This is a genomic window from Chryseobacterium sp. (genome assembly GCF_041914225.1).
Classification (GTDB): Bacteria; Bacteroidota; Bacteroidia; order Flavobacteriales; family Weeksellaceae; genus Chryseobacterium.
Map to the genome: position 1 here is coordinate 74,880 of NZ_JAYSDT010000007.1, position 23,816 is coordinate 98,695.

The following is a 23,816-nucleotide window of genomic DNA, read 5'->3' on the forward strand; positions in this document are numbered from 1 at the left end:
AGACCAGACTTTCAATTGAGAAACAGTATTAATCCAGGAGGTCTCCTCTGTTGATGATCAGGAAAGGCTTGAGTTACTCGGAAAGTTTAATGAAAAATATAAAGAGCTGATCAAAAGACTGGCCAATGAAAACGGGATTGATTTGAATGATTCATATCCCACTGAAAATTCATCAGATTCAGAAAGTCTATCATATGAGCAAATCATTCTGGGCAAAACAATGAGTGTTTACGACAGATTATCCGATGAGCTGTATGAAGAAATAACAAACATATAATAATAGAAATGAATCCAAGACAAGTTGCAGATTATATGTTCAATCAGGATTATTTTTCCCAGTGGATGAATATCAAAATGATTGAAGTGAAAGAAAATTACTGTTTAATAGAAATGCCAATCAAGAAAGATATGCTGAACGGCCTGAAGACAGTTCATGGCGGAGTAACCTTTGCATTTGCAGACTCTGCGCTGGCATTTTCTTCCAATAATACCGGAGATGCTGCAGTAGCCTTGAACTGCATCATCAATTTTACCAAAGCAGGAAAAGAAGGGGATATTTTCAGGGCAGAAAGTGTTTTGGTCAATGATACGAGGAAAACAGCTGTTTATGATATTCAGATAACCAATCAAAATCAGGAACTGATTGCAAAATTTGTAGGAACAGTCTACAAAATCGGCAAAAAAGTAACTGACTTATAAGAAACTAATACCAGACACCCTATTAAATAAAATGAGAAAAATAATTGCATTGATTTTTGGGTTTTCAGCTCTTTTGATGAATGCCCAGCAGAAAGTAAACGAATCTTTGAAAAAAGAACTTGATGCTATCATGAAGGTGGATCAGGGATACAGGATGCTTTTCGATACTGAGATCACTCCGGAGAAAAAAGAACAACTGTTGAAAGATCTGAATATTGACAAAGAGGAGTTTAAAAAGAAAAGCTGGCAGATGGTGGAAGAACACGATAGTCTGAACATGCAGAAAATTGAAAATATTATTGCTCAATATGGCTATCCGGGAAAAACACTGGTAGGAGAACCTACCAATCAGGCGGCCTGGTATGTAATCCAGCATTCAACCAAAATTGGAAAATATCTTCCTCTCATTAAAGAAGCAGGGAAAAAGAAAGAAATTCCTTTTACATGGGTTGCCATGATGGAAGACCGGTATCTGATGCAGCAGGACAAAGAGCAGATCTATGGAACCCAGGGAAAAGGTGAAATGACAAAAGATAAAGATGGCAAACAAGTCTTTGTAAGTTTTGTATGGCCTGTAAAAGATCCCAAAAATGTTAATAAAAGAAGAAAAGAAGCAGGCTTCGATTCTACCCTTGAAGAAAATGCCAAAAGAATGTTCGGACCAGACTTTAAATATGAACCTTATACTTTAAAACAGGCTTTAGAACTAAGAAATAAAAACAAATAAATCGAAAAGAGATGATGTGTTAGCTTTAAATGATCCATTATCTTATTTCAAAGTAAAAATTATGAACAACGTATACATCATAGACTATGTCAGAACTCCCATCTCAAAACTGCAGGGAGGATTATCAGAAGTAAGAGCAGATGATTTAGCTGCTATTGTGATCAAAGAAGTAGTTGCGAGAAATCCTGAAGTTCCTGTTGAGAAAATTGAAGACGTTATTTTCGGATGTGCCAATCAGGCGGGTGAAGATAACAGAAATGTTGCAAGAATGGGACTTTTACTGGCTGGTCTTCCTTATAAAATCGGTGGAGAAACAGTCAACAGATTGTGTGCTTCAGGGATGTCTGCAGTAGCCAATGCATTCCGTTCCATTGCTGCAGGGGAAGGAGAAATTTATATTGCAGGAGGCGTTGAGCATATGACGCGTTCTCCTTATGTTATGTCAAAACCAAGTGCAGCGTTCGGGAGAGATAGCCAGATGTTTGATACCACTTTCGGATGGCGTTTTATCAACCCTAAAATGAAAGAATTATACGGGGTTGACGGAATGGGAGAGACCGCTGAAAATTTAGCGGATATCCATCAGATCAACAGGGAAGATCAGGATAAATTCGCCCTTTGGTCTCAGCAGAAAGCAACTAAAGCCCAGGAAAGCGGAAGGCTGGCAGAAGAAATTGTAAAAGTTGAAATTCCCCAGAGAAAAGGCGATCCGATCATTTTCGAAAAAGATGAATTCATTAAACCTGCTTCATCAATGGAAGGGTTGGCAAAACTTCGTCCTGCTTTCAGAAAAGAAGGAACGGTAACTGCTGGAAATGCTTCTGGAATGAATGACGGTGCAGCTGCCTTGATTTTAGCAAGTGAAGAAGCGGTGAAAAAATATGGTTTAAAACCAAAAGCAAAAATTCTGGGATCTTCAGTAGCCGGAGTTGAACCAAGAATTATGGGAATCGGACCGGTGGAAGCCACTCAAAAGCTATTGAAGAGGTTAAATCTTTCTCTTGAAGATATGGACATCATTGAACTGAACGAAGCGTTTGCAGCACAGGCACTGGCTGTAACAAGAAGCTTAGGTTTAAAAGATGACGACTCAAGAATAAATCCGAATGGAGGAGCCATTGCAATCGGTCACCCGCTGGGAGTATCCGGGGCAAGAATTGTAGGTTCTGCAGCTATGGAACTTCAGAAACAGGATAAAAAATATGCATTGTGTACCCTTTGTATCGGTGTCGGACAGGGATATGCAATGGTAATCGAAAAAGTATAATTAATTTGAAGGTGAGTTAATTTGAGAATTTGAAAATGTTTAAGAGCATTATTAATTTTCAGATTATCCCATTCTCAGATTTTCAAATTAAAAAATATGAACATCTACTCATACCATGGGATTCGTCCCATTATAAAACCCTCTGCCTACATTCATCCGCAGGCAGTGATTATCGGGAATGTAGAAATAGGTGAAGAAGTATATATTGGTCCCAGTGCGGTAATCCGAGGCGACTGGGGAAAAATTATCATTAAAGATGGCGCTAACGTACAGGAAAACTGTACCCTTCACGTTTTTCCAAATATAGAAACTATCCTGGAAGAATCTGCACACATCGGTCATGGTGCGATCATTCATTCAGGGCATATTGGAAAAAACTGCCTGATCGGAATGAATTCTGTGGTAATGGACAAAGCCTATATCGGTGATGAAAGTATTGTGGGAGCATTGGCTTTTGTACCGGCTAATTTCAGATGTGAACCAAGAAAATTAGTGGTAGGAAGCCCTGCGAAAATTATCCGTGATGTTTCCGATGAAATGATTCACTGGAAAACAGAAGGAACTAAACTATATCAGGAACTGGCAAGAGAAGGGAAAGAAGCTATTCTGCCTTGTGAGCCGTTTACGGAATATGTTCAGCAGACTCCGACTAAAATTGTTGATTACAGTATCTGGGACGATATAAAATAGTATGAATTTTAAAATAATTGCTGATAATCAAACCAAACGGGTTTTTAAAACCCGTTTGGTTTAAAAATTTTAATACCAGATTTAAAAAGAATGATTAATACAGAAAATTTTGAATTTGAAGGTACCTATCACATTTTCTCTCATGTAAATGGGACTGAAGTTATTTTTCGTGAACCCTCAAATTATCAATTTTTTCTGGAAAAGGTAGAAAAGTATATTCTTCCGGTTGCTGATATTTATGCATATTGTCTATTGCCTAATCATTTTCATTTGTTGTTAAGATTTAAGGATTTTGATAATATCAATATTGAAAATGAGCATCAGTTTTTAATGAAACATTTTGGTAATTTATTGAATGCTTATGCTAAAGCTTACAACAAAAAATATAATAGAAAAGGAGCTCTTTTTCTGAATGCGGTAAAACGAAAGAAAATATCAGATGAGAAATATTTATTGAAAGTTTTCCATTACATCCATAATAATCCGATTAATCATGGATTTGTAAATAAAATTGATCAATGGAAGCATTCTTCGTATAATTCATATTTAAATTCTGAAAAAGAAAGTAAATTGAATAGAAAGGAAATCATGCAGTATTTTGATTCGACCGAAGTTTTTAAAAACTATCATCAATCTAATATTGAATATGACTTTTTAAATTTTGAATAATTGCTAATAATCAAACCTAACGGGTTTTTAAAACCCGTTAGGTTTAACAAAAATAAATATGATTAAAAAAATTGCACTTGCATGCAGCATAATGTTTGCGGTAAGTTCTACGCTCACAGCACAGACAGTTACTACAAAACCGCTTACAATAGGAGAAGTGAGGACCATTAAGTCCAAAACGTTAAATGAAGACAGAACGCTGAATATTTACCTTCCACAGGGATATGACAAAACAAAATCATATCCGGTAATCTATCTGCTGGATGGAAGTATGAACGAAGATTTTATTCACGTGACAGGATTAGTACAGTTCTTTAATCAGATGTATTCCATGCCGGAAACGATTGTAGTGGGAGTTGCTAATGTAGACAGAAAAAGGGACTTTACTTTTCATACGGATTTAAAAGACCTGCAGAAAGACTATCCTACAACAGGGCATTCTGACAAGTTTATCACATTCATGGAAAAAGAATTGAAACCTTATGTTGAAGGGCAGTTTAAAACCACAGATAAATATCTTTTTGGTCAGTCTCTTGGAGGGCTTTTGGCAGCAGAAATTCTGTTGAAAAAACCGGAAATGTTTGATAATTATTTTATCATTAGTCCAAGTTTATGGTGGGATGATGAAAGCCTTTTAAAAGAGGCTCCACAGCTCCTTTCAAAATCTCCGGATACCAAAAAGTTTGTTTATGTTTCTGTAGGAAAAGGAGAACATCCTGTAATGATAAAAGATGCTGAGGCTTTCTATGATGTTTTGAAAAAAGCAGGAAAGAAAAACTGGACATTAGAATATAAAATGATGGAAACAGACAATCACGCAACCATTCTGCACAGAAGTTTATATGAAGGATTGGTGAAAATGTTTCCTTATCAGGAACCGAAATAAAAAATAAATGTGACAATATACCAATGTGAAATGTAACAATAAACCCATAGCAGGCAATTATTGGTAAACTGTTACACTGCAACATTGATAAATTAAATATTTTATGGAAAAGTTAAAAAATTATATTTACGGACAATGGGTAGAAGGAACCGGAAACGGAGTTCCTTTATACAATGCCGTTACAGGAGAGCAGGTAGCTGTTTCCGATACAGAAGGACTTAATTTCGAGCAGGCTCTTGATTACGGAAGAACAGTGGGATATAAAAACCTTTCTTCAATGACTTTCTACGACCGTGGGGAAATGTTGAAAAAAGTGGCCCTTTACCTGTTGGAAAGAAAGAAAAAATACTATGAACTGTCCTACAAAACAGGAGCTACCCATGTGGATTCGTGGGTAGATATCGAAGGAGGTTTCGGAACTTTCTTTACCTATTCCGGATTGGCAAAAAGAATGCTTCCCAATACTCCATTCTGGGTAGACGGAGATACACAGAAAATCTCTGCAAACGGGACTCATTTGGGAACCCATATTTTAACACCAAGTGAAGGCGTTTCCATACAAATTAACGCTTATAACTTTCCGGTGTGGGGAATGCTGGAAAAGCTTTCCACTTCCTTACTGGCGGGTGTTCCTTCCATTGTAAAGCCATCTCCTTTCGGATCTTACCTTACCAATGCGGTGTTCCAGGATATGATTGAAAGTGGAGTATTACCTGAAGGTGCTGTTCAGTTAGTTTGTGGTGAGCCGGGAAATATTCTTGATTATGTACAGGATGGAGATTCTGTATTGTTCACAGGTTCTGCCCATACAGGGAGAAAATTAAAATCACTTCCTTCTGTTGCAGGAAATGCCGTTCGTTTCAATATGGAAGCAGATTCATTGAACTGTTCTATCTTAGGATTGGAGGCCAAACCGGGAACACCTGAATTCGATTTATTCATCAAAGAAGTACGAAACGAAATGACCACAAAAGCTGGTCAGAAATGTACTGCAATCAGAAGAATAATCGTTCCTGAACACTTAATTGGTGATGTTCAGAATGCGTTATCTAAAGCTTTGGATCAGACAAAAATCGGAAACCCTTTAAGCAGAGAAACCAGAATGGGATCTTTGGTGGGAAGACAGCAGTACGAAGAAGTTCTGAGAAAAGTAAACTTATTAAAATCAGAAACGGAACTGGTCTATGATGGAAAACACGAACTGGTAGATGCGAACTATGAAAACGGAGCATTTATGAGTCCGAAACTATTCCTGAATGATAAGCCTTTCGAAAAGAATATCTCTCACGATGTAGAAGCTTTCGGACCAGTATCTACATTAATGCCTTACAAAGATGCTGAAGAGGCGGCTGCACTGGCAAAAAGAGGAAAAGGAAGCTTAGTGGGATCTATTATTTCTCATGATGAGAACTTTATTGCTGAAACTTCATGGAAAATGGCTTCCCAGCATGGAAGAATCTTTGTATTGAACAGAGATAACGCCAAGGAAAGCACCGGCCATGGTTCTCCACTTCCGACATTAATGCACGGAGGTCCTGGTAGAGCAGGAGGCGGAGAGGAAATGGGCGGTCTGAGCGGTCTTCATTTCTTCCTGCAGAAAACAGCTATTCAGGGATCACCGGATGTACTGAAAGCAATTACCAAGATCTATCAGCAGGGAGCAGAGAAAAAATTCTCAGATAAACATCCTTTCCAGAAATATTTTGAGGAAGTGGAAGTAGGAGACTCTTTAGAAACGGCAGGAAGAACCGTAACAGAGGCAGATATCGTAAACTTCTCCAATGTTTCATGGGATCATTTCTATGCCCATACAGATGCCACAAGTTTAACAGGTACTATCTTCGATAAAACTGTTGCTCACGGATATTTTATTCTTTCAGCAGCAGCGGGATTATTTGTTTCAGGTAAAAAAGGACCTGTTATTGCTAATTACGGATTGGAAGACTGCAGCTTCTTCAAACCTGTATATGCCGGAGATACCATCACGGTTTATTTAACGGCAAAAGAAAAAATAAACAGAGGAGTAAAAGGAAGAAACATTCCTTCCGGTGTTGTAAAATGGCTGGTGGAAGTAGTCAACCAAAGAGATGAGGTAGTTTGCGTGGCAACAATCCTGACATTGGTCGCTAAGCAATCTCCTTTCATTGATCTGAATGTGAAAAATATACAGAAAATACTGAGCGGATTAACAGAAAACACTCCTGCGCTTTGGGGAAAAATGTCTCCTCAGCAGATGATTGAACATTTGGAAAAAGCAGTACTCGTAAGCTTTGGAGAGCCTGAAGCAGAAAAATGTTTCACCCCGGAAGAAAATATTGAAAAATGGCAGGACTCGCTTTATAATCACAGAGCAATGCCGAAAGAATTCACAGCTCCGTTCCTTCCGCAGGATGGTTCGCTTCCTGAACTTACCCACAAAAACCTGGAAGTTGCAAAGCAGTCATTCATGGATAATCTGAAGAAATTTGTAATCTATTACAAAGAGAATCCACAGGCAGAACACATGAATTATGTATTCGGAAAACTGAACAAAGAAATGTGGGAACTGATGCACAGAAAGCATTTTACTCACCACTTCCAACAGTTTGGATTGATTTAGTTAAAACTAAGTATAAAACAAAAACAGCAGTTTATTAAACTGCTGTTTTTTATGTAATTAAATATCAAATATGAATCGATTATTGTTCAACTATTGTAAGTGAATTGTAAGCTCCGTTTCCTGAAGTATCAAACTGGCTGATTGTACCATCAAATGCTACTGTAATCCAGGTAAAAGGTCTTAATTTGTCACCCTTATTTAAATATACGCTTACTGTACATGAAGACCCTACTGGTACAGCATTGGGACTTGCTCCGGTATCAGAAGAATATCCATTATTTGTTTTTATCCTTTGGGTGATTGTCCCACCCGGATTTCTGACTTCCCAAATTGCTTCAGTCTGATTGTTTGATCCTGTATTGACCTGGCTGGATTGTAATGCAAAAGTAAAGGTTGCAAAATATACACCGTCACGCGGTGCGATAAATTCACCCGTAGCCGGATCGAAATTTGAGGTAGGAACCCCTGAGTCTGAGTCTAATTTCTCTGTCCAGTTAGTTAAATAAGAAGATCTTCTTTGAACAATACCGGACTTGTTTCCTATTTCTGAAGGCGTAGCACTTTCAAATACATAAGTGTCCTGAGTTGTTTTGCTTGCCATTACGATGATACGTGGTTTCCCTTTAGGAAAAAAACTTACCCAGTTTGAACCGTCGGAAAACTCTAAATAACCTTTTACACCAATCGCAGGGCTTGCTACATATCGTAATGCACCTGCACCCGCTTGTGCAGCTGTTTTTGTAGTATTTCCTATAGCTACAGAACCATTTACATTGTTGCGCAGATCCAGCGCTACTTTTGGGCTAGCAGCTAATGTGGCTATTTTTCCGGAATTATCAATGATAATGTTCCCTGCATCTGTCTTAACTTCAACAGGGTTGGTTGGATTGGATAATCCTATTCCTATTTGAGCATTGATATAGTTTATATTGAATGATAAAGCAATAAAAATACTGATCAATCTTTTTATTTTATTCTCTGATTTCATCATGGTGTATATTACAATTCACTGATACTTAAATTATTTAATCTGTTGTCATTTAAAATGCTTCTCGCACTGCCTATATTATGCTTCACAGTAAATTTTATAGTATCATCTTTCTTAAGATTGAAAATAGCATTACAGTTACCGCTTATAAAATTACTTACTGCACCGGCCTGAAAGGCAGGATAAGAATTTACTGTTTTAAATACGGGAATGTTATTCGTGTTCTGGCTGCTTTCTATTGCGGTTTCTATAAAAGTATTTTTAGGTATATTTCCGTTGGCCAGAGTAATATTGAAGGAAACAAGATAGAAGCCATCACGCGGGGCTTTAAAAATCCCGGTTATTGGATCAAAATCTCCGCCTACTGCTGCACCTGAATCAACTGTTTCTGTCCAGCCGGTAATGGTTGTCGTCGTTGCACTGGGAATACTTTGTGCAGAACTATTACTGGCATTTACCAGCGCTTTAGTCGGAGGGTTGAGTGGTAATGCAATCCATTGCTCGCCATCAGAATATTCTAAATACCCGTTGGTATTATAACGTATTGCTCCTCCACCTGCTGAAGAAGGGCTCTGTGTATTGCTGCCCAAACCAATAATTCTTTGGTCGTTTGAAGATCTGAGATCAACCTTCGTAACCGGATTTAGAACTCCAACTCCTATCTGACCCTCTGATGTAATGACAACATCGTTAGATATTTTTGTAGCATCAGGAGTAGAACCATTATCTTTTCCGGCATCTACATGCAGGGGCTGTGCAGGATTAGGGGTGAAAAAACCTACCTGGGCTGCTGTTTTAATGGCCAGAAAAAATAAAATAGAAGAGAATAGTTTATAAGTGATATTGATTTTCTTTTTCATGATCTATATCTTAATGTTCTATTATAGTTAGATTGTTGAATCCATCATCCGGATTGGCAGGATCTGAAGAGTTAGTGGTAACTCTGAGAGGAATAGCTCCTGAGGTAAGGTTCTGATACAACCTGGCACTTACCTTGGCACCTGCAGTTAAAGTAAGGGTAACGGTACTTGATCCTCCAGCCTGTGTAGAACGTGTAGAATTGGCATCATCAGCTGTACCTGTCATAGATTGGCCGAAAGTTTTATATACGCTGGCAAGAACAATACCTGTAGTAGGATTATAAAATTGGGATTCAACTCTGGAACCATCGCTAATAACAGCACCTGTAAAATTGAATGTTAACAGAAAGGTATAAGTTCCGTTTCGGGGAGCTGTAAATTCACCGGTGATTGGATCGAAGCTGTTGCTCATATCACGTACCTCGCTCCAGTTAGTAATAGTGGTAGGAGTTGCTGTCGGTATTGACTGGCTTGCTATTTTACGGACCACAACAACTGCTTTTTGAGGGGCAAGATAAACCTTGTTCCATACTATGCCGTCAGATACCTGAATTTTAGCCCCTACCGGTATATTGTTTACATCATACCGTGTGGCACCCGCACCCGCAGCAACAGCAGACATACTGGTTGTCCCCAAGCCAAGTGAATTTTCACTTCCTGCGGATCTCATATCCAACTGAACTTGCGGATTAAGAACCCCGGCTCCAATAAAACCAGTAGTCTTATTTATAATAACATCATTAGAAAGTTGTGCTGGTGTTGGTACACCTGAGGCGGGATTGTCTTTAGCACCATCTACATGTAAACTCCCCAATGGATTATTTGTTCCTATACCTATTTGCGCATTGAGTTTAATAAGGAAACAAAAAGGAAGTATTAATAATTTGTGTTTTTTTTGATCATATTTTAATTTAGAATTTTAGGCAATTAATACAATTTAATAAGTCATTATTTTTAAATAGTAATGACATTCTAAAAACCAGTTTTTAGGATTTAAAAAGTAAACATGTCTTAGGAAGCTGATTATTAGTGTGATGAGTAGAAATCTGTTTGAGGTCTTAAATTTTTGCTTTTGAGGGATGTAACAAAATTTAGAATTTTTCAATTTCTACTCAAGTAATTGACAAGAGACTCGCTTGAAAAAGAATCATAACTTGCGTAACAACAGTTTAATTTCTCATCATTAATGTGCTTTTAGAATCTTCGATTATAATAATATATGTGCCACAGCCAGAGTGTTTTAAATTTTTGTCAAAAGTGAAAATTTTTTGAATACTTACAAAAAATAGTGTTAAGATATACATCGACAGGCTGATAGATTTTTTTCTATGATCAATAAGTATGGGAAATCTTATTTAGGAAATCCGGAATCGGCTTTTAATCAATTAATTATAAGTTTTTTTGGATAAAAATTATTATCTTTAATAAGCGTAATCCGAAAAGCATATAGAGTAGGAGGGAACATTAAAACTAATTATTATGAAGCTTAAAAAACTTTCAAGACATGAGTTGAGATCTCTTAAAGGAGCCGGACCAAACTGGTCTTGTACCCTTAATCCTTGTCCTCCAGGCACCTGCTGCCTTCCGGGAAGATGGCCGGATATTGCCAGAGCATGTTATATTTGCGCTGATTCTTAGATTTTTTAATTTTAAACAATACATAAAGCTGCAATTCCCAGGGTTTTGCAGCTTTTGTTTTATAATTTTTTGTTAAAAATTCTTTGTGTTTGATGCGCAGGGATTTATTTTTTAAGCTTGAAATAACTATATACCAAAAGAGGTAAAGCGAAGATCTGGAACAAAAATACAAGCAGTGATGGAATTCCTTCAAGATGACTCTCATTCGCTTTCATGAAGAGTTGTCTACCTAGCGGACCGTTTGAGAAAACAATAATATTAACCAGGTTCCAGCCCAGATGAAGGGCTATAGGAAAATATATGGATCTCGTTTTAGCAAAGGATACAGCCAGCATCCATCCAAAAATACCAGTCATCACAAAAATAATTCCCATTTGAAAAGGATTTCCGAAAGCATTATAAGAAAACCAGTGATAGATGCCAAAACAGATGGCAGAAAGAATACAGGCTTTAACGGCTCCCCATTTTTCAATAGCAAGATAAAGCAACGCACCCCTGAAAAGTAACTCTTCAAACAGCACCGACTTTACAACCCACCACAAGCTTATTAATACAGCAGAGAATGTCAATTGCTTATTCAGGATCCAGCTGTTGCCGATAAAGGCTGTTGTCATGATATGATAAAGGCTGCAGACTGCTGCCGCCAGCAGAAAACCGATACACCAATGAATTAATCTTCTTTGGCTTGGTTTAAATCCTAAAACAGAAAGATCCTTTTTTGCCCCAAACTTAAGGAGTATCCAGGAAATGATAAGCTCAATTATAATTCCAATCATTGGTTATAAGTTTTATTTGAATGAAAGAGTTATTTCATTGAAAACGAAGATAATAAAAAAATAGAGCCGGAAATGAAATGATTTAATTTTTTTAATTAATAGTTCCTTGCTTTAGTCTTTTCCTTCTCTTGCAAAAAAAACAGTATTTTTAAAACTCAATCATAAAATAAAGAACAATGAACGAAAGCTGGATGCAAAAATGGGAAGAAGTAAAGGAAATTCTTACATCTCCTGTGGATATAGATAGTTATTTTACTTCAGAGATGATTATGGGACAGACCATGGAAGTCATGGAGATCGGAAATGTTTCCCTGCCTTCCGGAAAAGTTATCGTGAGAGACCCGCTGGTATATCTGAATGCAGATGAGAAACCTTATTTTGTGGAAGTTCCCAAAGGAGATTTTCCTGTAACGGTTGCTGTAGCAAAATTAGAAGGATGGGGAGACCGGTATGCTGCAGTGAAAGTAGAATTTACAAAAGAAAAGCCAGTACTTTACCAGGAAGCATTGATTGGAACCGAAAATCTTGAAGGTGTCAATGAAGGAGAGTATTTCGGGTTTGCTGTAGATGCAGGATTAGGCTGTATCACAGATCCTGAGGTGGTTCCTTTTGTTGAGAAGTTTCTTTCAGAACTGAATGTAGATAATATTTATGATAATTATTTTGCAGAACTCTTTGCTGAAAGCTACAAAGAAAACCCTAGAAACCAGAGAGATCTTGGTGACTGGATCAACTGGAAGGTTCCCGATACGGAATACCATATTCCTATCTTTGCAAGTGGTTTAGGTGATGGCCTGTATCCTGTTTACTTTGCTTACGATGCTCAGGGGAAAATTTCAGGCCTTTATATTCACTTTATTGATATTGAACTTATGCTATCCGAAGAAGAGGAAGAAGACAATGATGAAGAGGATTCTGAACAGCCGGATAATTTTATATTTTTAAAGCAATAATTTCATGAATACAACTTTTGCAGACTATGTCATTGATTTCAATAAGAATCTTAGTTATACTGGAAATTTACCGGAGGGGTTTGAAGTCCTGAATCCATATCTGGATAATCCGGAAACATTGACGGTCATGCAGGAATTTTATCATAAATACTATGATGACTCGGCAAAAAGGAAATTTATGATTGGAATTAATCCAAGCCGTCATGGAGCAGGAGTAACAGGAGTTCCGTTTACCGATACAAAAAGACTTGAAAGTATCTGCGGAATCAAAATGAAGTCAGCATATACCCATGAAGTCTCTTCCGTATTCATGTATGATATGATTGAAGAATATGGCGGTGCAGATCTTTTTTATAAGGATATTTATATCAATTCTCCGTTTCCGCTGGCGATTGTGAGGAAAACAAAAAACGGATGGCTTAATGCCAATTATTATGATGACAAGGAGCTCTTCAGTTTTGTAAAAGACTTTATGATCGAATCTCTGAAGAAGCATATCAGTCTTAATCTGGACACTTCAGAAGTTTTTGTCCTGGGTAAAAAGAATGCCGATTTTCTTTCAAAACTGAATAAAGAAGCCAGACTCTTCGATACCATGACCGTTCTGGAACATCCAAGATATATCCAGCAGTACAAATCAAAAGATAAACAGCTTTATATAGACAAATACATTTTAGCCTTGAAAAAATGACGAAATCCCTTCATCGGAAGGGATTTGTCATTTATGAATTAGAATCTTTAAGGGATATGGAACTTATGTGCAATTTCCTGATATTAGTTTTTAATGATTTTGGTGGATTCTGTTGCTGTTTTGATAATATAAACTCCTTTCGGAAGCTCTGAAATACTGATTTCATTATTCCCTTTCTGGGTTTGTACCGTTTTCAGCAATTTACCGTCATGGCTGTATACTTTAGCTTCACTGGCTTTTTCAGTGGTGATAGAAAGAGGTCCGTTGGTTGGGTTGGGATAAACAGTCAGGCTTTTTTGAGTGCTTTTAGTTTCTGAGGTACCTAATACCAGATTGCTGTCTTTTACCCAGGTAAAGGCATCAAAACCTACATACCGGAAGGCTCCGCCTGCAGTGATCTGCAATTCGTCAATCACGATATTTGAATAATTCTGGCCGTTTAGATTGGTAAGATCTATCAGAGTATATCCATTAGTGGACCCTAAGCCTGTCGCAAATCCGGTAGTTTTGGTTTGTGTAAATTTTGTTACTCCGCTCAGTTTTCCGGTAATGGTCAGGGTTCCTGCTACATTGAGATCCAGATTCAACGCAGAAAGATACATCCAGAACCGGTTTACCTTGAACAGGTTAGAGGTAGTTTTAATACTGAATGAAGGCGGAAACTGAGAATCATTGGAATTATCAATATACCGGTTATCATTTGATGTTCCGCTCCAGCCTGTTCCCGGGAAATTCCCCTGGATATCAAAAACACTTACATGTGAAATGATATTGAAAATGACTCCATTGTCGGTGAAGCTTGTACTCCCGTGCGATTCCGTTTCAAATAGTTCTGTACTGGTCTGCCCGAATGAGAAAATTGAAATGAGCAGGCTACAGATTGCTAAAAAAGTAGTGCTTTTCATGATGTTTTGTTTTAAATGTTAGGTTGGTTAAAAGGATATTAATCTCTTGGCGGATAAATGCCTTCAACACAGATAATATAATTTAAGCCAAGATATGGTGGCATATTATTCAACGGTAAACCTTGTCCAGTAAAAGAAATACTTAGTGGATTAATCGTTGTATCAGGGTTGGCATCATTCACGAAGCTCGGTACTGCATTGAAATCTCTTCCCACCTGCGTTCCTGAAATGGCAATTGTTGAGGTGGCTGTAGGAGTAGACGAATTTGCATTCTTATTGGCTACCTTAAGCTGGAATCCGGCTCCTATACTTGGAATGTTTGATGATAAAAGAGTATTTTGCGTCGTACCGGATACTATTCCCAAAGGATAGTTTTCACCTGAGTTTACATTCCCCGCACCTAAAGCCATACGTCCTTTTAAGTTGGGAAGAGCAAAAGTAGTGATGCCATCTCCGCCGTAAGTGGTTCCTAAAATAGAAAATAAAGCAGAATTTCTTGAAATGCTTATTAAGCTTCCGTCGCAAAACATCCAACCTCTCGGTGCGAAATTTCCTGCAAATAATTTTACAATTCCAATGTACTCGTCCATGATAATATGTTTTTAGTTTTAAATTTCTTACTCTTTTAATGGCTTTTCAGATGCCGCCATGGGTTATTATTTCTTATTTCAAAGGAACGATTAATAGCAGGCAGGTGCTAGAGTAGAAAATACCAAATTAAAAACTCCGTATTTCTACGTAATAATACTCTGGCATTATGTCGGATTAGAAAGAAAATATAGGATTTATGTTTCTCTGAACGAGCTGTATTTCTTATTTTTGTAAGAATCCAATAAAAATAAAAATGAGCGAATTTGTAGCATCAGAAATTAAAAATAATATTGCCGAGATCAGTTTCGGTACCCCTAAAAGTAATTCTTTGCCGGGAGCAATTTTAGAAAAACTGGCAGCAACCATTCTTGAAGAAGGAGCGAAAGATGAGGTGAAAGCTATTTTGGTTAAAAGTGAAGGTGAGAAAGCATTCTGTGCAGGAGCAAGCTTTGATGAGCTTTTAGCTATTGAAGAGCTGGAAGCGTCTACACAATTTTTCGGAGGCTTTGCTAAAGTTTTGAACGCGATGAGAAACTGCGGAAAGATTGTGGTTGTAAGAGTTCAGGGTAAAACTACCGGTGGTGGTGTTGGGATTGCCTGTGGAGCAGACTATTGTTTTGCCACAAAAGACTCAGCGCTGGCACTTACCGAAATCAATCTTGGAATTGGCCCCTTTGTTATCGGTCCTTATGTGGAAAGAAAAATCGGCAAATCGCAATTCTCTGCAATGGCCATTGATGCTGATTTCAGATCTGCTGAGTGGGCAGAACAGCATAATATCTACCATTCGGTTTCAGATACTATTCAGGAAATGGATGAAAAACTGGGAAAATTTTTACAAACTTTGGCTTCAAGAAGCAGTGATGCCCTGGCATTAATTAAAAAAGTGTCGTGGGAAGGAACAGATCATTTCAATGAATTAATGCCTGCAAGAATTCATATGAGTGCCAGTCTTATTCTTGAAGATTCTGCAAAGAAAAATATTGAATCCATTAAAGAAAGATTGAGAGCGAAATAGTTTTATTGTACTTTAAATAGAAGATTCTAATATAGCATACTATCCGGAGGAGCATTTTGTTTCTCCGGATTTTTTTGTCTCACATATTATTGATTATCCTGAGTTTTAAGAAATGATGAATATAAAAGACCAATAAAAATAACATCAAAATTTTAAAATAAAAACTTGGCGAATTAAAAATAAATTATAGCTTTGTAATTCAAAGTTCTTTTTATGGATTCAAAAAACTATCACGAAGACTTATCCCACATCCGTTCCATGATGGAGCGTTCTTCCAGATTTATTTCTTTAAGCGGATTATCCGGAGTTGTTGCAGGTTTAACAGCAATTATCGGAGCTGTTTATGTGTATTTTGTTTTCCAGAGAGAGGGAATCAGCTATTTTGATGGGGACAGGAATATTTTAGGGCCTTCCCTGGTGAAAGAACTTGTTCTGATTGGGATCGTTATTTTGGTGGTAGCTGTCCTTAGCGGATATATTTTTACAGCTTATAAAAGTAAAAAGAAAGGTTTGAAAATCTGGGATGCTACAACAAAGCGTCTTTTGATTACCTTTGCAGTCCCTTTGATTGCTGGAGGAGTCTTTTGCCTGGCACTTCTTTATCATCATCTTTTCGTTTTTATTGCTCCGGCTACACTTATTTTTTACGGATTGGCTCTGGTGGCAGCAGAACGGTATACATTAACGGATGTAAAATATTTGGGATATTTTGAGATTGTTTTAGGACTTATTTCTTTATTCATTTTAGGTTGGGGATTGGTGTTTTGGGCAATTGGTTTTGGTGTTTTGCATATTATCTATGGATTGATTATGCATAAGAAGTATAAGTAACCAGAGCAAGTAGTTTATACATTTGGCCTCAATAATAAACACCATAAATGTTATCAGGAAATATTGCAGAATAAATAAAATAATAAAATGATCAAAATAAATCAACTCAATAAAGAATTCGAAAGCCGTGTAAGACTGGGTATTATGTCCGTTCTTATGGTGAATGACTGGGTTGATTTTTCTGAAATGAAAAGCCTGCTCGAAATTACAGACGGAAATCTGGCCAGCCATAGCAACGCACTTGAAAAAGCAGGATATATAGAAGTGAAAAAAGAATTTGTCGGGAAAAAGCCTAAAACATCTTATCGTGTTACGCAAAGTGGAAGACAGGCTTTTACTGAACATCTTAATGCCCTTGAAAAATTATTGGGACGGTAGTCCTATATTTTTTTGAAAATTAACTTTGAAATACAAAGTACTTTATAGTATAAAATCAAATAAAATGATGACACAAAAACAAAAAACAGTTGCAATTTATGCCCTTCCTTTGGCTTTGCTCAGTATTCCGTTGTTGGGAAATCTATTTTCTAAAGAGGTAAACTGGTCACCTTCAGATTTTCTGATAGCGGGAATTTTACTCTTTACAACAGCATTTTTGATCAATTGGGTCAGACACAAAATCAAAAAACAAAGTCAGAAAGTGATGATCTACATTTTCATTTTGCTGGCTCTCGCACTGATCTGGCTCGAACTGGCAGTAGGGATTTTCGGAAGTCCGTTTGCCGGAAGCTAAGTACAGAATTATACAACACAGAATTTAATCTGATTATTGTTAATTAATACATTATGAAAAAAATACGCGTTCAGTTTCTGCTATTTGTGTATGATAAAACTCAAAAACTCTACAGAAAATATTTTAAAAAGAAAAAAAGACAATGGCAGTTCAATGAAAAACAGCTGCTGGAATTCCAGGAAGATTCTTTGGGGAGAAAACTCGGTGAATTTTACAGGAAACACGGGTTTTCAATGATCCCAAAAATGGAAAACCACGATGTTCACCATCTGATTACCGGCTGCGGAACCAACTTCGAAGATGAAATTGCCATGCAGTACTTACTCCTCGGGAACGGCAAGCTCAATGCACATCTCCTGGCTGCAATCGTCTTAGGAACAATTATCCTTCCGGAATATGTGAAAATTTATATCAAAGCCTACAAAAAAGGTCAGAATATGAGGGCTTTTCATCACTGGGATTTTGAAGGGCTGCTCTGGCAGAATTTTGAACATGTGAAGGACTTCATTCAACAGAAAGAAACAATACCACTTCATTAAGATTAAAGATAATGGCAAAAATAAATGCAGTTCACCGGGGAGAAGACATTTTTAAACTCCTTTTTTGTTGGGTACATCTTTACTGCTTTTATTTTGGATTACAAAAGTTGAATTTCTCGTGATATTCGGTTTTTTTATATCTGTAAAATTAAATCCTCCAATCCTTTAAATTTTAAATCTTTAAACAATTAACCTCATGAAAACACATCATTATATATTTCTTACAGCCCTCTTGTTTGTCATTGTCTTCTATGACCAGCAAGTAGGGCTAAACCTTGGGATTCTTGGGATTACCTATGCTTTACTGACTCTGTTCAGAACACAGGAAAAAAACAGGACCGGGACCTTGTACACTCTTTTTGTGACAAGCATCCTGTCAAGCATTGCATTTGCCTGGTTTGGAGACTTTCCGTCTTTTATTGCAGTCGTAAGCTCATTGCTTTTACTAGGGTATAAATCGAGGAACAGAAGATTAAAAATTCTCTTTTTAATGCCGGTTTTTGTGGTGAATTGCTGTACATCATTCTGCCGTTTCTTCAGTTTTGATGAATGGCTGCCTAAGAAGAATATCCCCGGGTTATGGCAAAAAACACTGGCTTTCATTCTGATCCCGCTGGTGCTGGTTTCCGTTTTCTTTGGAATTTATTCTGCAGGAAGCGATCATTTTGCGGCTCTTTTCACAGATTATGAGCTGGATATAAATCTTTGGCAGGTATTCTGTCTATCTGTTTTAGGATTCTTTATTGCCTTCAATTACTGGAACTATGCCGTAGAAAAACTGATCTACAAAAATAATCATGTTCTGGATAATGAGTTTCAGAAAGATACCCGGATCCCGGAGGCAACCTATTCTTTCCTTGACATAGATGCAGAAAGAATGAGCGGAATGATTTCCTTTGTTTTGCTGAATATTCTGTTGGTATTCTTTATTATTACGTACAACTACGAACAGTTTTATGAAACGGTAAAAACACCCGTTCAGTTGTCAGAAGAAACCCATGAAAGAGTAAATGCGGTGATTATGTCTATTGTCATGGCTATTCTGGTGATCATGTTTTATTTTAAATCAGGATTTAATTTTGATCCGAAAGCCGGTCTATTAAAAATACTAGCTAAAATCTGGATTTTCCTCAATGCTGTTCTTGTTTTGTCTGCAGTCCTTAAAAACTATGAATATATCGTTAATTACGGATTTACCTATAAAAGGCTGGGAGTTTTTGCTTTCCTTGTTTTATCAATGATCGGTCTGGCTTTAACCTTCATTAAAATTCAAAAGAAAAAAAGAAATATTTTCCTTGTCAATACGATGATCTGGTACGTTTACGGAACCGTTTTAGTGTGCAGCTATTTCAATTGGGGCGGTTTTATTACTGCTCAGAACATGGAAAGAAAAGATTTTGTAGTGAACTATCATTTGACTTCCGTTAATTTCAGTGAAAAAGCGCTGTTGAAGTATGCAGATGCAAAAAATGATCAAAAGCTTAAAAAGACACTGCTGAATAAAGTAAAAAATGAAACATCCAAAACGTTTCTTTCCAGAATTATCTATTATCAAACCATACAATAAATGATCATGAAAAAGCTCGCAGGAACTTCAAGATTTAAAATCGGTATGCTCCTTATACTGATGACCGTATTTTGTTTCAGCCTCTCGGTTTTCAGATACTGCATCAGTGATACAAAAGTGTTTTTATTCCTCAGCTGGAACCTCTTTCTGGCATGGATTCCTTTATTATTAAGTTCTTTGATTCTGGCTTTTAATATTAGAGGCAAGATCTCGCTGGCCTTTATTATCGTAGTCTGGATTTTGTTTTTTCCCAATTCGCCCTATATCCTTACAGATCTTTTTCATCTGAGAGCAAGAAACGGGATTCCGATCTGGTATGATCTGATTGTGATTCTTTCTTATGCCTGGACAGGTCTGATCTGTGGTTTTATAAGCCTTAACGATATTGAACAGCAACTTTCAGATTATGCCGGCAGAAATTTCATTACCGGTTTAATCATATTTTTCCTTTTTATGAGCAGCTTTGGAGTCTATCTGGGAAGATATTTCTGAGATGGAACAGCTGGGACGTGCTCAATAATCCTTTTGGTCTTTTCTCTGATATTGTAATAAGGTTCATCTATCCGATGGAATATACCAAGACCTGGGGTGTCACTGTTCTGATGGGGATCATGCTCAATTTTATGTACTTCACATTCAGATGGGCAGGAACAGGTAATGAAAAAGTAATGCAACCGGAAAATAAACCGTTGCATGAATTGGAACAGTTTTAGCATTTAATTGAGCTCAACAGAATATTGGTTGACCACTTTTAAAATTAATTATTATGAAAAAAAGCTTATTGTTAATCCCTTTGATGATTGTTGCCTGTAAAAAAGAGCCTGCCGTGACCAATGTTCCGGATAAAGACTCTACAGCCGTAACAGAAATGCCGGACTCTGCTGTGAAAACTGATTCTGCTGCATTGATAAAAAGAGATTCAATTATCAACAATGCCCCGGCCACCAAAGAAGTTCTTCGTAAAGGTGTCATGAGAGATGAAAAGGAGGGGCAGATTATAAGAACTGCTGATGCCAGCCAGCTGCCTTTTACTATAGGGGAAGAATTTACAAAAGATGATCAGGATTTAGTTTTAAAACTGACCCATTACGACCGTCCGAATATTAAAGCAAAAATTTCTACAAAAGAAAAAGATTTCAATATCAGATTCAATCAGATAAGACTGCCTAATGGGAATTACGATGGTCCCTTTGGAAGGGAAATTACTTATGACACTCCGGGAAAAGGAGAAGTATGGCTAATTATCGGTAAAAGTAATATGGCTTCCGGAAATACTAAAGGAAGCTTTACAGTAACTGTAGAATAAAACCAATCAATTTGGTACAATTTCTGCAAACTAAACTTTGAAGTTTAAAAATTTAAAATTATGAAAAATATAGTTCTAACAGCAATGGCCGCCTCAGCAGTACTCGTAAGTTGCGGAACCGTACAGTCGCTGGTTCAGAATACATTTCCATACACTACAAATGTCTTGGTATCTACGGGAGTACCTGCTGATAAAGAAGTCTCTTCTACTGCAACAGCTACCAATGTGCAGACATGGTTTGGAGTTAATAATAATGCAAAGATTAAAGATGTAAGAATATCAGATGCAAAAATTTCTGTTGCATCTCCTTCAGGAGGTAACCTGAGTGCATTTAAAACCGTTAAGATCTATGTTTCATCCAACGGAACAGGAGAAAGACTGGTTGCATCACGTTCCAATATTTCTACCAATTCTTCCAGCTTAAATCTGGATCTGAATGATACAGGATTCCTTGATGAAATTGTAAAAAGTTCCGGATTAACGGTAAGAACAGTTTATGAACTGAAGAATCAGACCTCTTCAGATATGAATATAAAAGTAGCGCTTAACTTCAACAGCGTTCCTGCACAATAATACAGATAAAAAAATGATATTAAAAACCCTCTTCCGGAATTCCGGAAGAGATCCGGCGCCTACGATGATGGCTCCGCTGTTTCCTCTTGCAAGATAGTTGGCATAAAACGGATCATCAAGATTCTGGTTGCCATTACCTGCAGCTGCAATGATAATGATTCCTGAATCAGTAGCCGCTTTTGTAAGATCCCAGATGACCTGGTCATACTCAGCAGGGCAATACTGGCCGTCTTTTCCGCCAGTCTGCATTTCGTATAAAATAATATCGCCGGCCTGAGATGCGCTGATAGATCTGCTTACCGCAGAAGCTCTGTTGTATCCCACAGTGGTCCATTCCATATAGCCTTTTATTTCAGAAGTACTGTAGGCGGCTCCTGTAAGTCCGATATTATCTTTAATTGAACCTAAAATACTTACCACCGCAGTCCCATGGTCACGGTAATTATTATTCGCTAATCCTGAATTAGGAGAATATCCGGGCTCAAGCTGTATAGAATTTTGATTGGAAAGCATTTCATGCGTTTTGTAAAAACCATATTCCACATCCCTTACACGGATATTTTGTCCGGTAATTCCTCTTGACCATGCATATTTTGCATTGATGCCCGGATTGTCGTTCAGGTAAGTCTGAAGGCTTTCCAGATCCGGTGTAGCCACAAAAGCATTGACTAAAGGAGGTTCAACAGGATCAGCACTCATGACAGACACATATTCTATTTCCGGAAACCTTTCCAGAGTCCGGATGATCTTTTCTGCTGTTTCTGTGCTCTGAAGAGGAAGATCAGCCTTATAAATTCTTTTCAGCTTTTCTACAGATTCTGTGGAATTTCCGATGGCTTTACTGTTTCTGGCCATTTCATCAAGCTTAATATCCGTAAAGTCAAGATCATACTTGAACGAAATGTGATTCTCTCTTGAAAATCTTTCCAGATCAGCGTTTCGGCTGAACGCTGCTTTTTCAGAATTGATGCCTTTTGAAAAGCATACATAAATAACTGAATTTTGATCATTAGCCATCCTGTGCTGGCTGTCCTGGCCAAAAGACAGGGAAGAGCAGAACGCAAACAATGCGAAAAGGTTGATTTTTGTTTTCATACTATTTTGTTAAATGGTTGTGAATCAGTGTTGATTTACATCAAAAGTAGTAATAAAACAAAAATAAATCACATTTTTGTGAATTTAATTTTAAAATTTTTATTTCATTTCTTTTGTGCAGGGATTTCCCTGCTTATCCTAATAAACCTCACAGGTTTTTAAAACCTGTGAGGTTTAAGAAGAGAATATTTAATACAAGCACATCAAAAAAATACGTCTCAGTTTATTGAAACGTATTGGTTATTTAGAGCTTTTGTCTTTCTCTGTTTAGCTTTTGGTAATAGAATCCATTACAATGGTCACAGGTCCGTCGTTGATCAGGGATACTTTCATATCTGCCCCGAAGATTCCGCTCTCCGTTTTCAATCCGGATTTGCTTATTTCTTCTTTAAAATAATCAAAAAGAGGAACTGCTTTATCAGGTTTCGCAGCTTTTATAAAAGAAGGGCGGTTTCCTTTCTTATAATCGGCAATCAGTGTAAACTGGCTGATGCAAAGGATTTCCCCTGAAATGTCCTTCACAGAAAGATTAAGTTTACCCTCTTCATCTCCAAAGATTCTTAGGTTTAAAACCTTTTGTACAAGCCAATCTGCATCTGTTTTTTCATCATTTTCATCCACACCTACCAGCAGCATTAACCCTTTCCCGATTTCACCAACAATTTTTCCGTCTACTTTTACACTGGCTTCAGAGACTCTTTGTATAACGATCTTCATTTTATATTCTAATAATAAACATTTAACGTTTTGCTTGGTGCATCATAGCTATAAGGATAAGTTTTAGGCGGCAGAGATGTTTTAGCTCCGGCTTCTGGCTGTCCCGTACTTAAGATCCATCGTGTGTTGTCCTGCGGGCAAATAATAGCAATATTGTCCTTTACTTCAAGGGTTGTGTTATTATCAGGACATATGTGAGGCGCATTTCTGTCATATACTTTAAATCCGCTTGCAGTTCGCACAATAATCAGCCCTCTTGTCCCGGACTGCTGTTCATTCACATAAATCCAGCCGTTAATATTGTTCAAAGCATAGTAAGCAGGCAGGTTTAGATTAAGAGATACATTAATGGGGTTATTCGGGAAACAGCTCACGGTATCTTCTCTGCTTCCACAAGAGTTTATAGTTAAGTTACTGAAAATCAATAAGCTGAAAATAGATATGATTGAAAAAGTTTTTTTCATTTCAATTTAAATTTTTATATATTTGTAAAAATTA

29 protein-coding genes are annotated in these 23,816 nt (G+C 37.3%); 20 read left to right on the forward strand and 9 right to left on the reverse strand.

The genetic code is table 11. From position 1 onward, the window contains the following. Positions 1-285: 285 nt before the first annotated feature. The 7 genes from ACE3RB_RS05310 (at position 286) to paaZ (ending at position 7,537) form a co-directional block, all read left to right on the forward strand. A complete protein-coding gene (locus tag ACE3RB_RS05310; protein ID WP_374463285.1) occupies positions 286-699 on the forward strand; it encodes a PaaI family thioesterase in 414 nt (137 codons plus the stop codon). Positions 700-730: 31 nt separating this feature from the next. Next, on the forward strand, positions 731-1,426 hold the full coding sequence (locus ACE3RB_RS05315; RefSeq protein ID WP_374463287.1) for a DUF6624 domain-containing protein: 696 nt from the start codon (positions 731-733) through the stop codon (positions 1,424-1,426). Positions 1,427-1,487: 61 nt separating this feature from the next. Next, positions 1,488-2,693: a 3-oxoadipyl-CoA thiolase gene (pcaF, locus tag ACE3RB_RS05320; protein ID WP_374463289.1), complete on the forward strand. Its 1,206-nt coding sequence runs from the start codon at positions 1,488-1,490 to the stop codon at positions 2,691-2,693. A gap of 96 nt (positions 2,694-2,789) precedes the next feature. Beyond that, entirely contained in the window at positions 2,790-3,383 is a 594-nt protein-coding gene (locus ACE3RB_RS05325; protein ID WP_374463290.1) for a transferase hexapeptide repeat family protein, read from the forward strand. A gap of 90 nt (positions 3,384-3,473) precedes the next feature. Beyond that, positions 3,474-4,052, forward strand: a complete 579-nt coding sequence (locus tag ACE3RB_RS05330; RefSeq protein WP_374463291.1) for a transposase — start codon at positions 3,474-3,476, stop codon at positions 4,050-4,052. A gap of 58 nt (positions 4,053-4,110) precedes the next feature. Continuing rightward, on the forward strand, positions 4,111-4,938 hold the full coding sequence (locus ACE3RB_RS05335) for an alpha/beta hydrolase (RefSeq protein ID WP_374463293.1): 828 nt from the start codon (positions 4,111-4,113) through the stop codon (positions 4,936-4,938). A 103-nt stretch (positions 4,939-5,041) separates the two neighbouring features. Continuing rightward, positions 5,042-7,537 (forward strand): phenylacetic acid degradation bifunctional protein PaaZ, encoded by a 2,496-nt coding sequence (gene paaZ / locus ACE3RB_RS05340; RefSeq protein ID WP_374463295.1) that lies wholly within the window; start codon positions 5,042-5,044, stop codon positions 7,535-7,537. Between the two features lie 79 nt (positions 7,538-7,616). Here the strand turns inward: paaZ and ACE3RB_RS05345 are convergent, their stop codons facing one another. Genes ACE3RB_RS05345 through ACE3RB_RS05355 form a run of 3 tightly spaced genes read right to left on the reverse strand, consistent with a single transcriptional unit; the run spans position 7,617 to position 10,199 of the window. Then, positions 7,617-8,528 (reverse strand): hypothetical protein, encoded by a 912-nt coding sequence (locus tag ACE3RB_RS05345; RefSeq protein ID WP_374463299.1) that lies wholly within the window; start codon positions 8,526-8,528, stop codon positions 7,617-7,619. Between the two features lie 8 nt (positions 8,529-8,536). After that, positions 8,537-9,385, reverse strand: coding sequence for a hypothetical protein (locus ACE3RB_RS05350; protein WP_374463301.1), 849 nt, complete (start codon positions 9,383-9,385; stop codon positions 8,537-8,539). Positions 9,386-9,395: 10 nt separating this feature from the next. Beyond that, complete coding sequence (locus ACE3RB_RS05355; protein ID WP_374463302.1) at positions 9,396-10,199, reverse strand: hypothetical protein; 804 nt, start codon at positions 10,197-10,199, stop codon at positions 9,396-9,398. A 665-nt stretch (positions 10,200-10,864) separates the two neighbouring features. On the opposite strand from ACE3RB_RS05355, the gene ACE3RB_RS05360 reads away from it, so the two are divergent. Then, on the forward strand, positions 10,865-11,023 hold the full coding sequence (locus tag ACE3RB_RS05360; protein ID WP_374463304.1) for a hypothetical protein: 159 nt from the start codon (positions 10,865-10,867) through the stop codon (positions 11,021-11,023). Between the two features lie 104 nt (positions 11,024-11,127). Here the strand turns inward: ACE3RB_RS05360 and ACE3RB_RS05365 are convergent, their stop codons facing one another. After that, on the reverse strand, positions 11,128-11,799 hold the full coding sequence (locus ACE3RB_RS05365) for a lysostaphin resistance A-like protein (RefSeq protein WP_374463305.1): 672 nt from the start codon (positions 11,797-11,799) through the stop codon (positions 11,128-11,130). Between the two features lie 176 nt (positions 11,800-11,975). Here ACE3RB_RS05365 and ACE3RB_RS05370 point away from each other — a divergent pair, with 176 nt between their 5' ends. Both ACE3RB_RS05370 and ACE3RB_RS05375 read left to right on the forward strand, forming a co-directional pair. Next, positions 11,976-12,752: a DUF4241 domain-containing protein gene (locus ACE3RB_RS05370; RefSeq protein ID WP_374463306.1), complete on the forward strand. Its 777-nt coding sequence runs from the start codon at positions 11,976-11,978 to the stop codon at positions 12,750-12,752. A 4-nt stretch (positions 12,753-12,756) separates the two neighbouring features. Further along, complete coding sequence (locus ACE3RB_RS05375; RefSeq protein ID WP_374463307.1) at positions 12,757-13,443, forward strand: SMUG2 DNA glycosylase family protein; 687 nt, start codon at positions 12,757-12,759, stop codon at positions 13,441-13,443. Between the two features lie 83 nt (positions 13,444-13,526). Here the strand turns inward: ACE3RB_RS05375 and ACE3RB_RS05380 are convergent, their stop codons facing one another. Both ACE3RB_RS05380 and ACE3RB_RS05385 read right to left on the reverse strand, forming a co-directional pair. Further along, positions 13,527-14,348, reverse strand: coding sequence for a T9SS type A sorting domain-containing protein (locus ACE3RB_RS05380; protein ID WP_374463309.1), 822 nt, complete (start codon positions 14,346-14,348; stop codon positions 13,527-13,529). Between the two features lie 38 nt (positions 14,349-14,386). Next, entirely contained in the window at positions 14,387-14,938 is a 552-nt protein-coding gene (locus ACE3RB_RS05385; RefSeq protein WP_374463310.1) for a phage tail protein, read from the reverse strand. Positions 14,939-15,192: 254 nt separating this feature from the next. Between ACE3RB_RS05385 and ACE3RB_RS05390 the strand changes: the two genes are divergently transcribed. From ACE3RB_RS05390 to ACE3RB_RS05435, 10 genes are all read left to right on the forward strand, one after another. After that, on the forward strand, positions 15,193-15,957 hold the full coding sequence (locus ACE3RB_RS05390) for an enoyl-CoA hydratase/isomerase family protein (protein WP_374463311.1): 765 nt from the start codon (positions 15,193-15,195) through the stop codon (positions 15,955-15,957). 213 nt (positions 15,958-16,170) lie between these two features. Continuing rightward, positions 16,171-16,788, forward strand: coding sequence for a hypothetical protein (locus tag ACE3RB_RS05395; protein ID WP_374463312.1), 618 nt, complete (start codon positions 16,171-16,173; stop codon positions 16,786-16,788). 87 nt (positions 16,789-16,875) lie between these two features. Further along, positions 16,876-17,166: a transcriptional regulator gene (locus tag ACE3RB_RS05400; protein ID WP_002981743.1), complete on the forward strand. Its 291-nt coding sequence runs from the start codon at positions 16,876-16,878 to the stop codon at positions 17,164-17,166. A gap of 64 nt (positions 17,167-17,230) precedes the next feature. Next, entirely contained in the window at positions 17,231-17,521 is a 291-nt protein-coding gene (locus tag ACE3RB_RS05405) for a hypothetical protein (RefSeq protein WP_374463313.1), read from the forward strand. 53 nt (positions 17,522-17,574) lie between these two features. Beyond that, positions 17,575-18,060, forward strand: coding sequence for a Coq4 family protein (locus ACE3RB_RS05410; protein WP_374463314.1), 486 nt, complete (start codon positions 17,575-17,577; stop codon positions 18,058-18,060). 196 nt (positions 18,061-18,256) lie between these two features. After that, a complete protein-coding gene (locus ACE3RB_RS05415) occupies positions 18,257-19,627 on the forward strand; it encodes a DUF4173 domain-containing protein (RefSeq protein ID WP_374463315.1) in 1,371 nt (456 codons plus the stop codon). 6 nt (positions 19,628-19,633) lie between these two features. Continuing rightward, positions 19,634-20,119, forward strand: a complete 486-nt coding sequence (locus tag ACE3RB_RS05420) for a DUF1361 domain-containing protein (RefSeq protein ID WP_374463316.1) — start codon at positions 19,634-19,636, stop codon at positions 20,117-20,119. 17 nt (positions 20,120-20,136) lie between these two features. After that, the gene (locus tag ACE3RB_RS05425; protein ID WP_374463317.1) at positions 20,137-20,340 is read left to right on the forward strand and encodes a hypothetical protein; all 204 of its coding nucleotides are present in this window, start codon (positions 20,137-20,139) and stop codon (positions 20,338-20,340) included. 53 nt (positions 20,341-20,393) lie between these two features. Next, complete coding sequence (locus tag ACE3RB_RS05430; RefSeq protein WP_374463318.1) at positions 20,394-20,933, forward strand: hypothetical protein; 540 nt, start codon at positions 20,394-20,396, stop codon at positions 20,931-20,933. Between the two features lie 60 nt (positions 20,934-20,993). Continuing rightward, a complete protein-coding gene (locus ACE3RB_RS05435) occupies positions 20,994-21,506 on the forward strand; it encodes a hypothetical protein (RefSeq protein ID WP_374463319.1) in 513 nt (170 codons plus the stop codon). On the opposite strand, the gene ACE3RB_RS05440 is transcribed toward ACE3RB_RS05435, so the two are convergent. From ACE3RB_RS05440 to ACE3RB_RS05450, 3 genes are all read right to left on the reverse strand, one after another. Beyond that, complete coding sequence (locus ACE3RB_RS05440; RefSeq protein WP_374463320.1) at positions 21,453-22,601, reverse strand: S8 family serine peptidase; 1,149 nt, start codon at positions 22,599-22,601, stop codon at positions 21,453-21,455. The two genes, ACE3RB_RS05435 and ACE3RB_RS05440, sit on opposite strands and share 54 nt — an antisense overlap. Positions 22,602-22,868: 267 nt before the next feature. Next, positions 22,869-23,318, reverse strand: coding sequence for a D-aminoacyl-tRNA deacylase (gene dtd, locus ACE3RB_RS05445; protein WP_374463321.1), 450 nt, complete (start codon positions 23,316-23,318; stop codon positions 22,869-22,871). Positions 23,319-23,326: 8 nt separating this feature from the next. Next, the gene (locus tag ACE3RB_RS05450; RefSeq protein WP_047420152.1) at positions 23,327-23,782 is read right to left on the reverse strand and encodes a hypothetical protein; all 456 of its coding nucleotides are present in this window, start codon (positions 23,780-23,782) and stop codon (positions 23,327-23,329) included. Positions 23,783-23,816 lie beyond the last annotated feature (34 nt).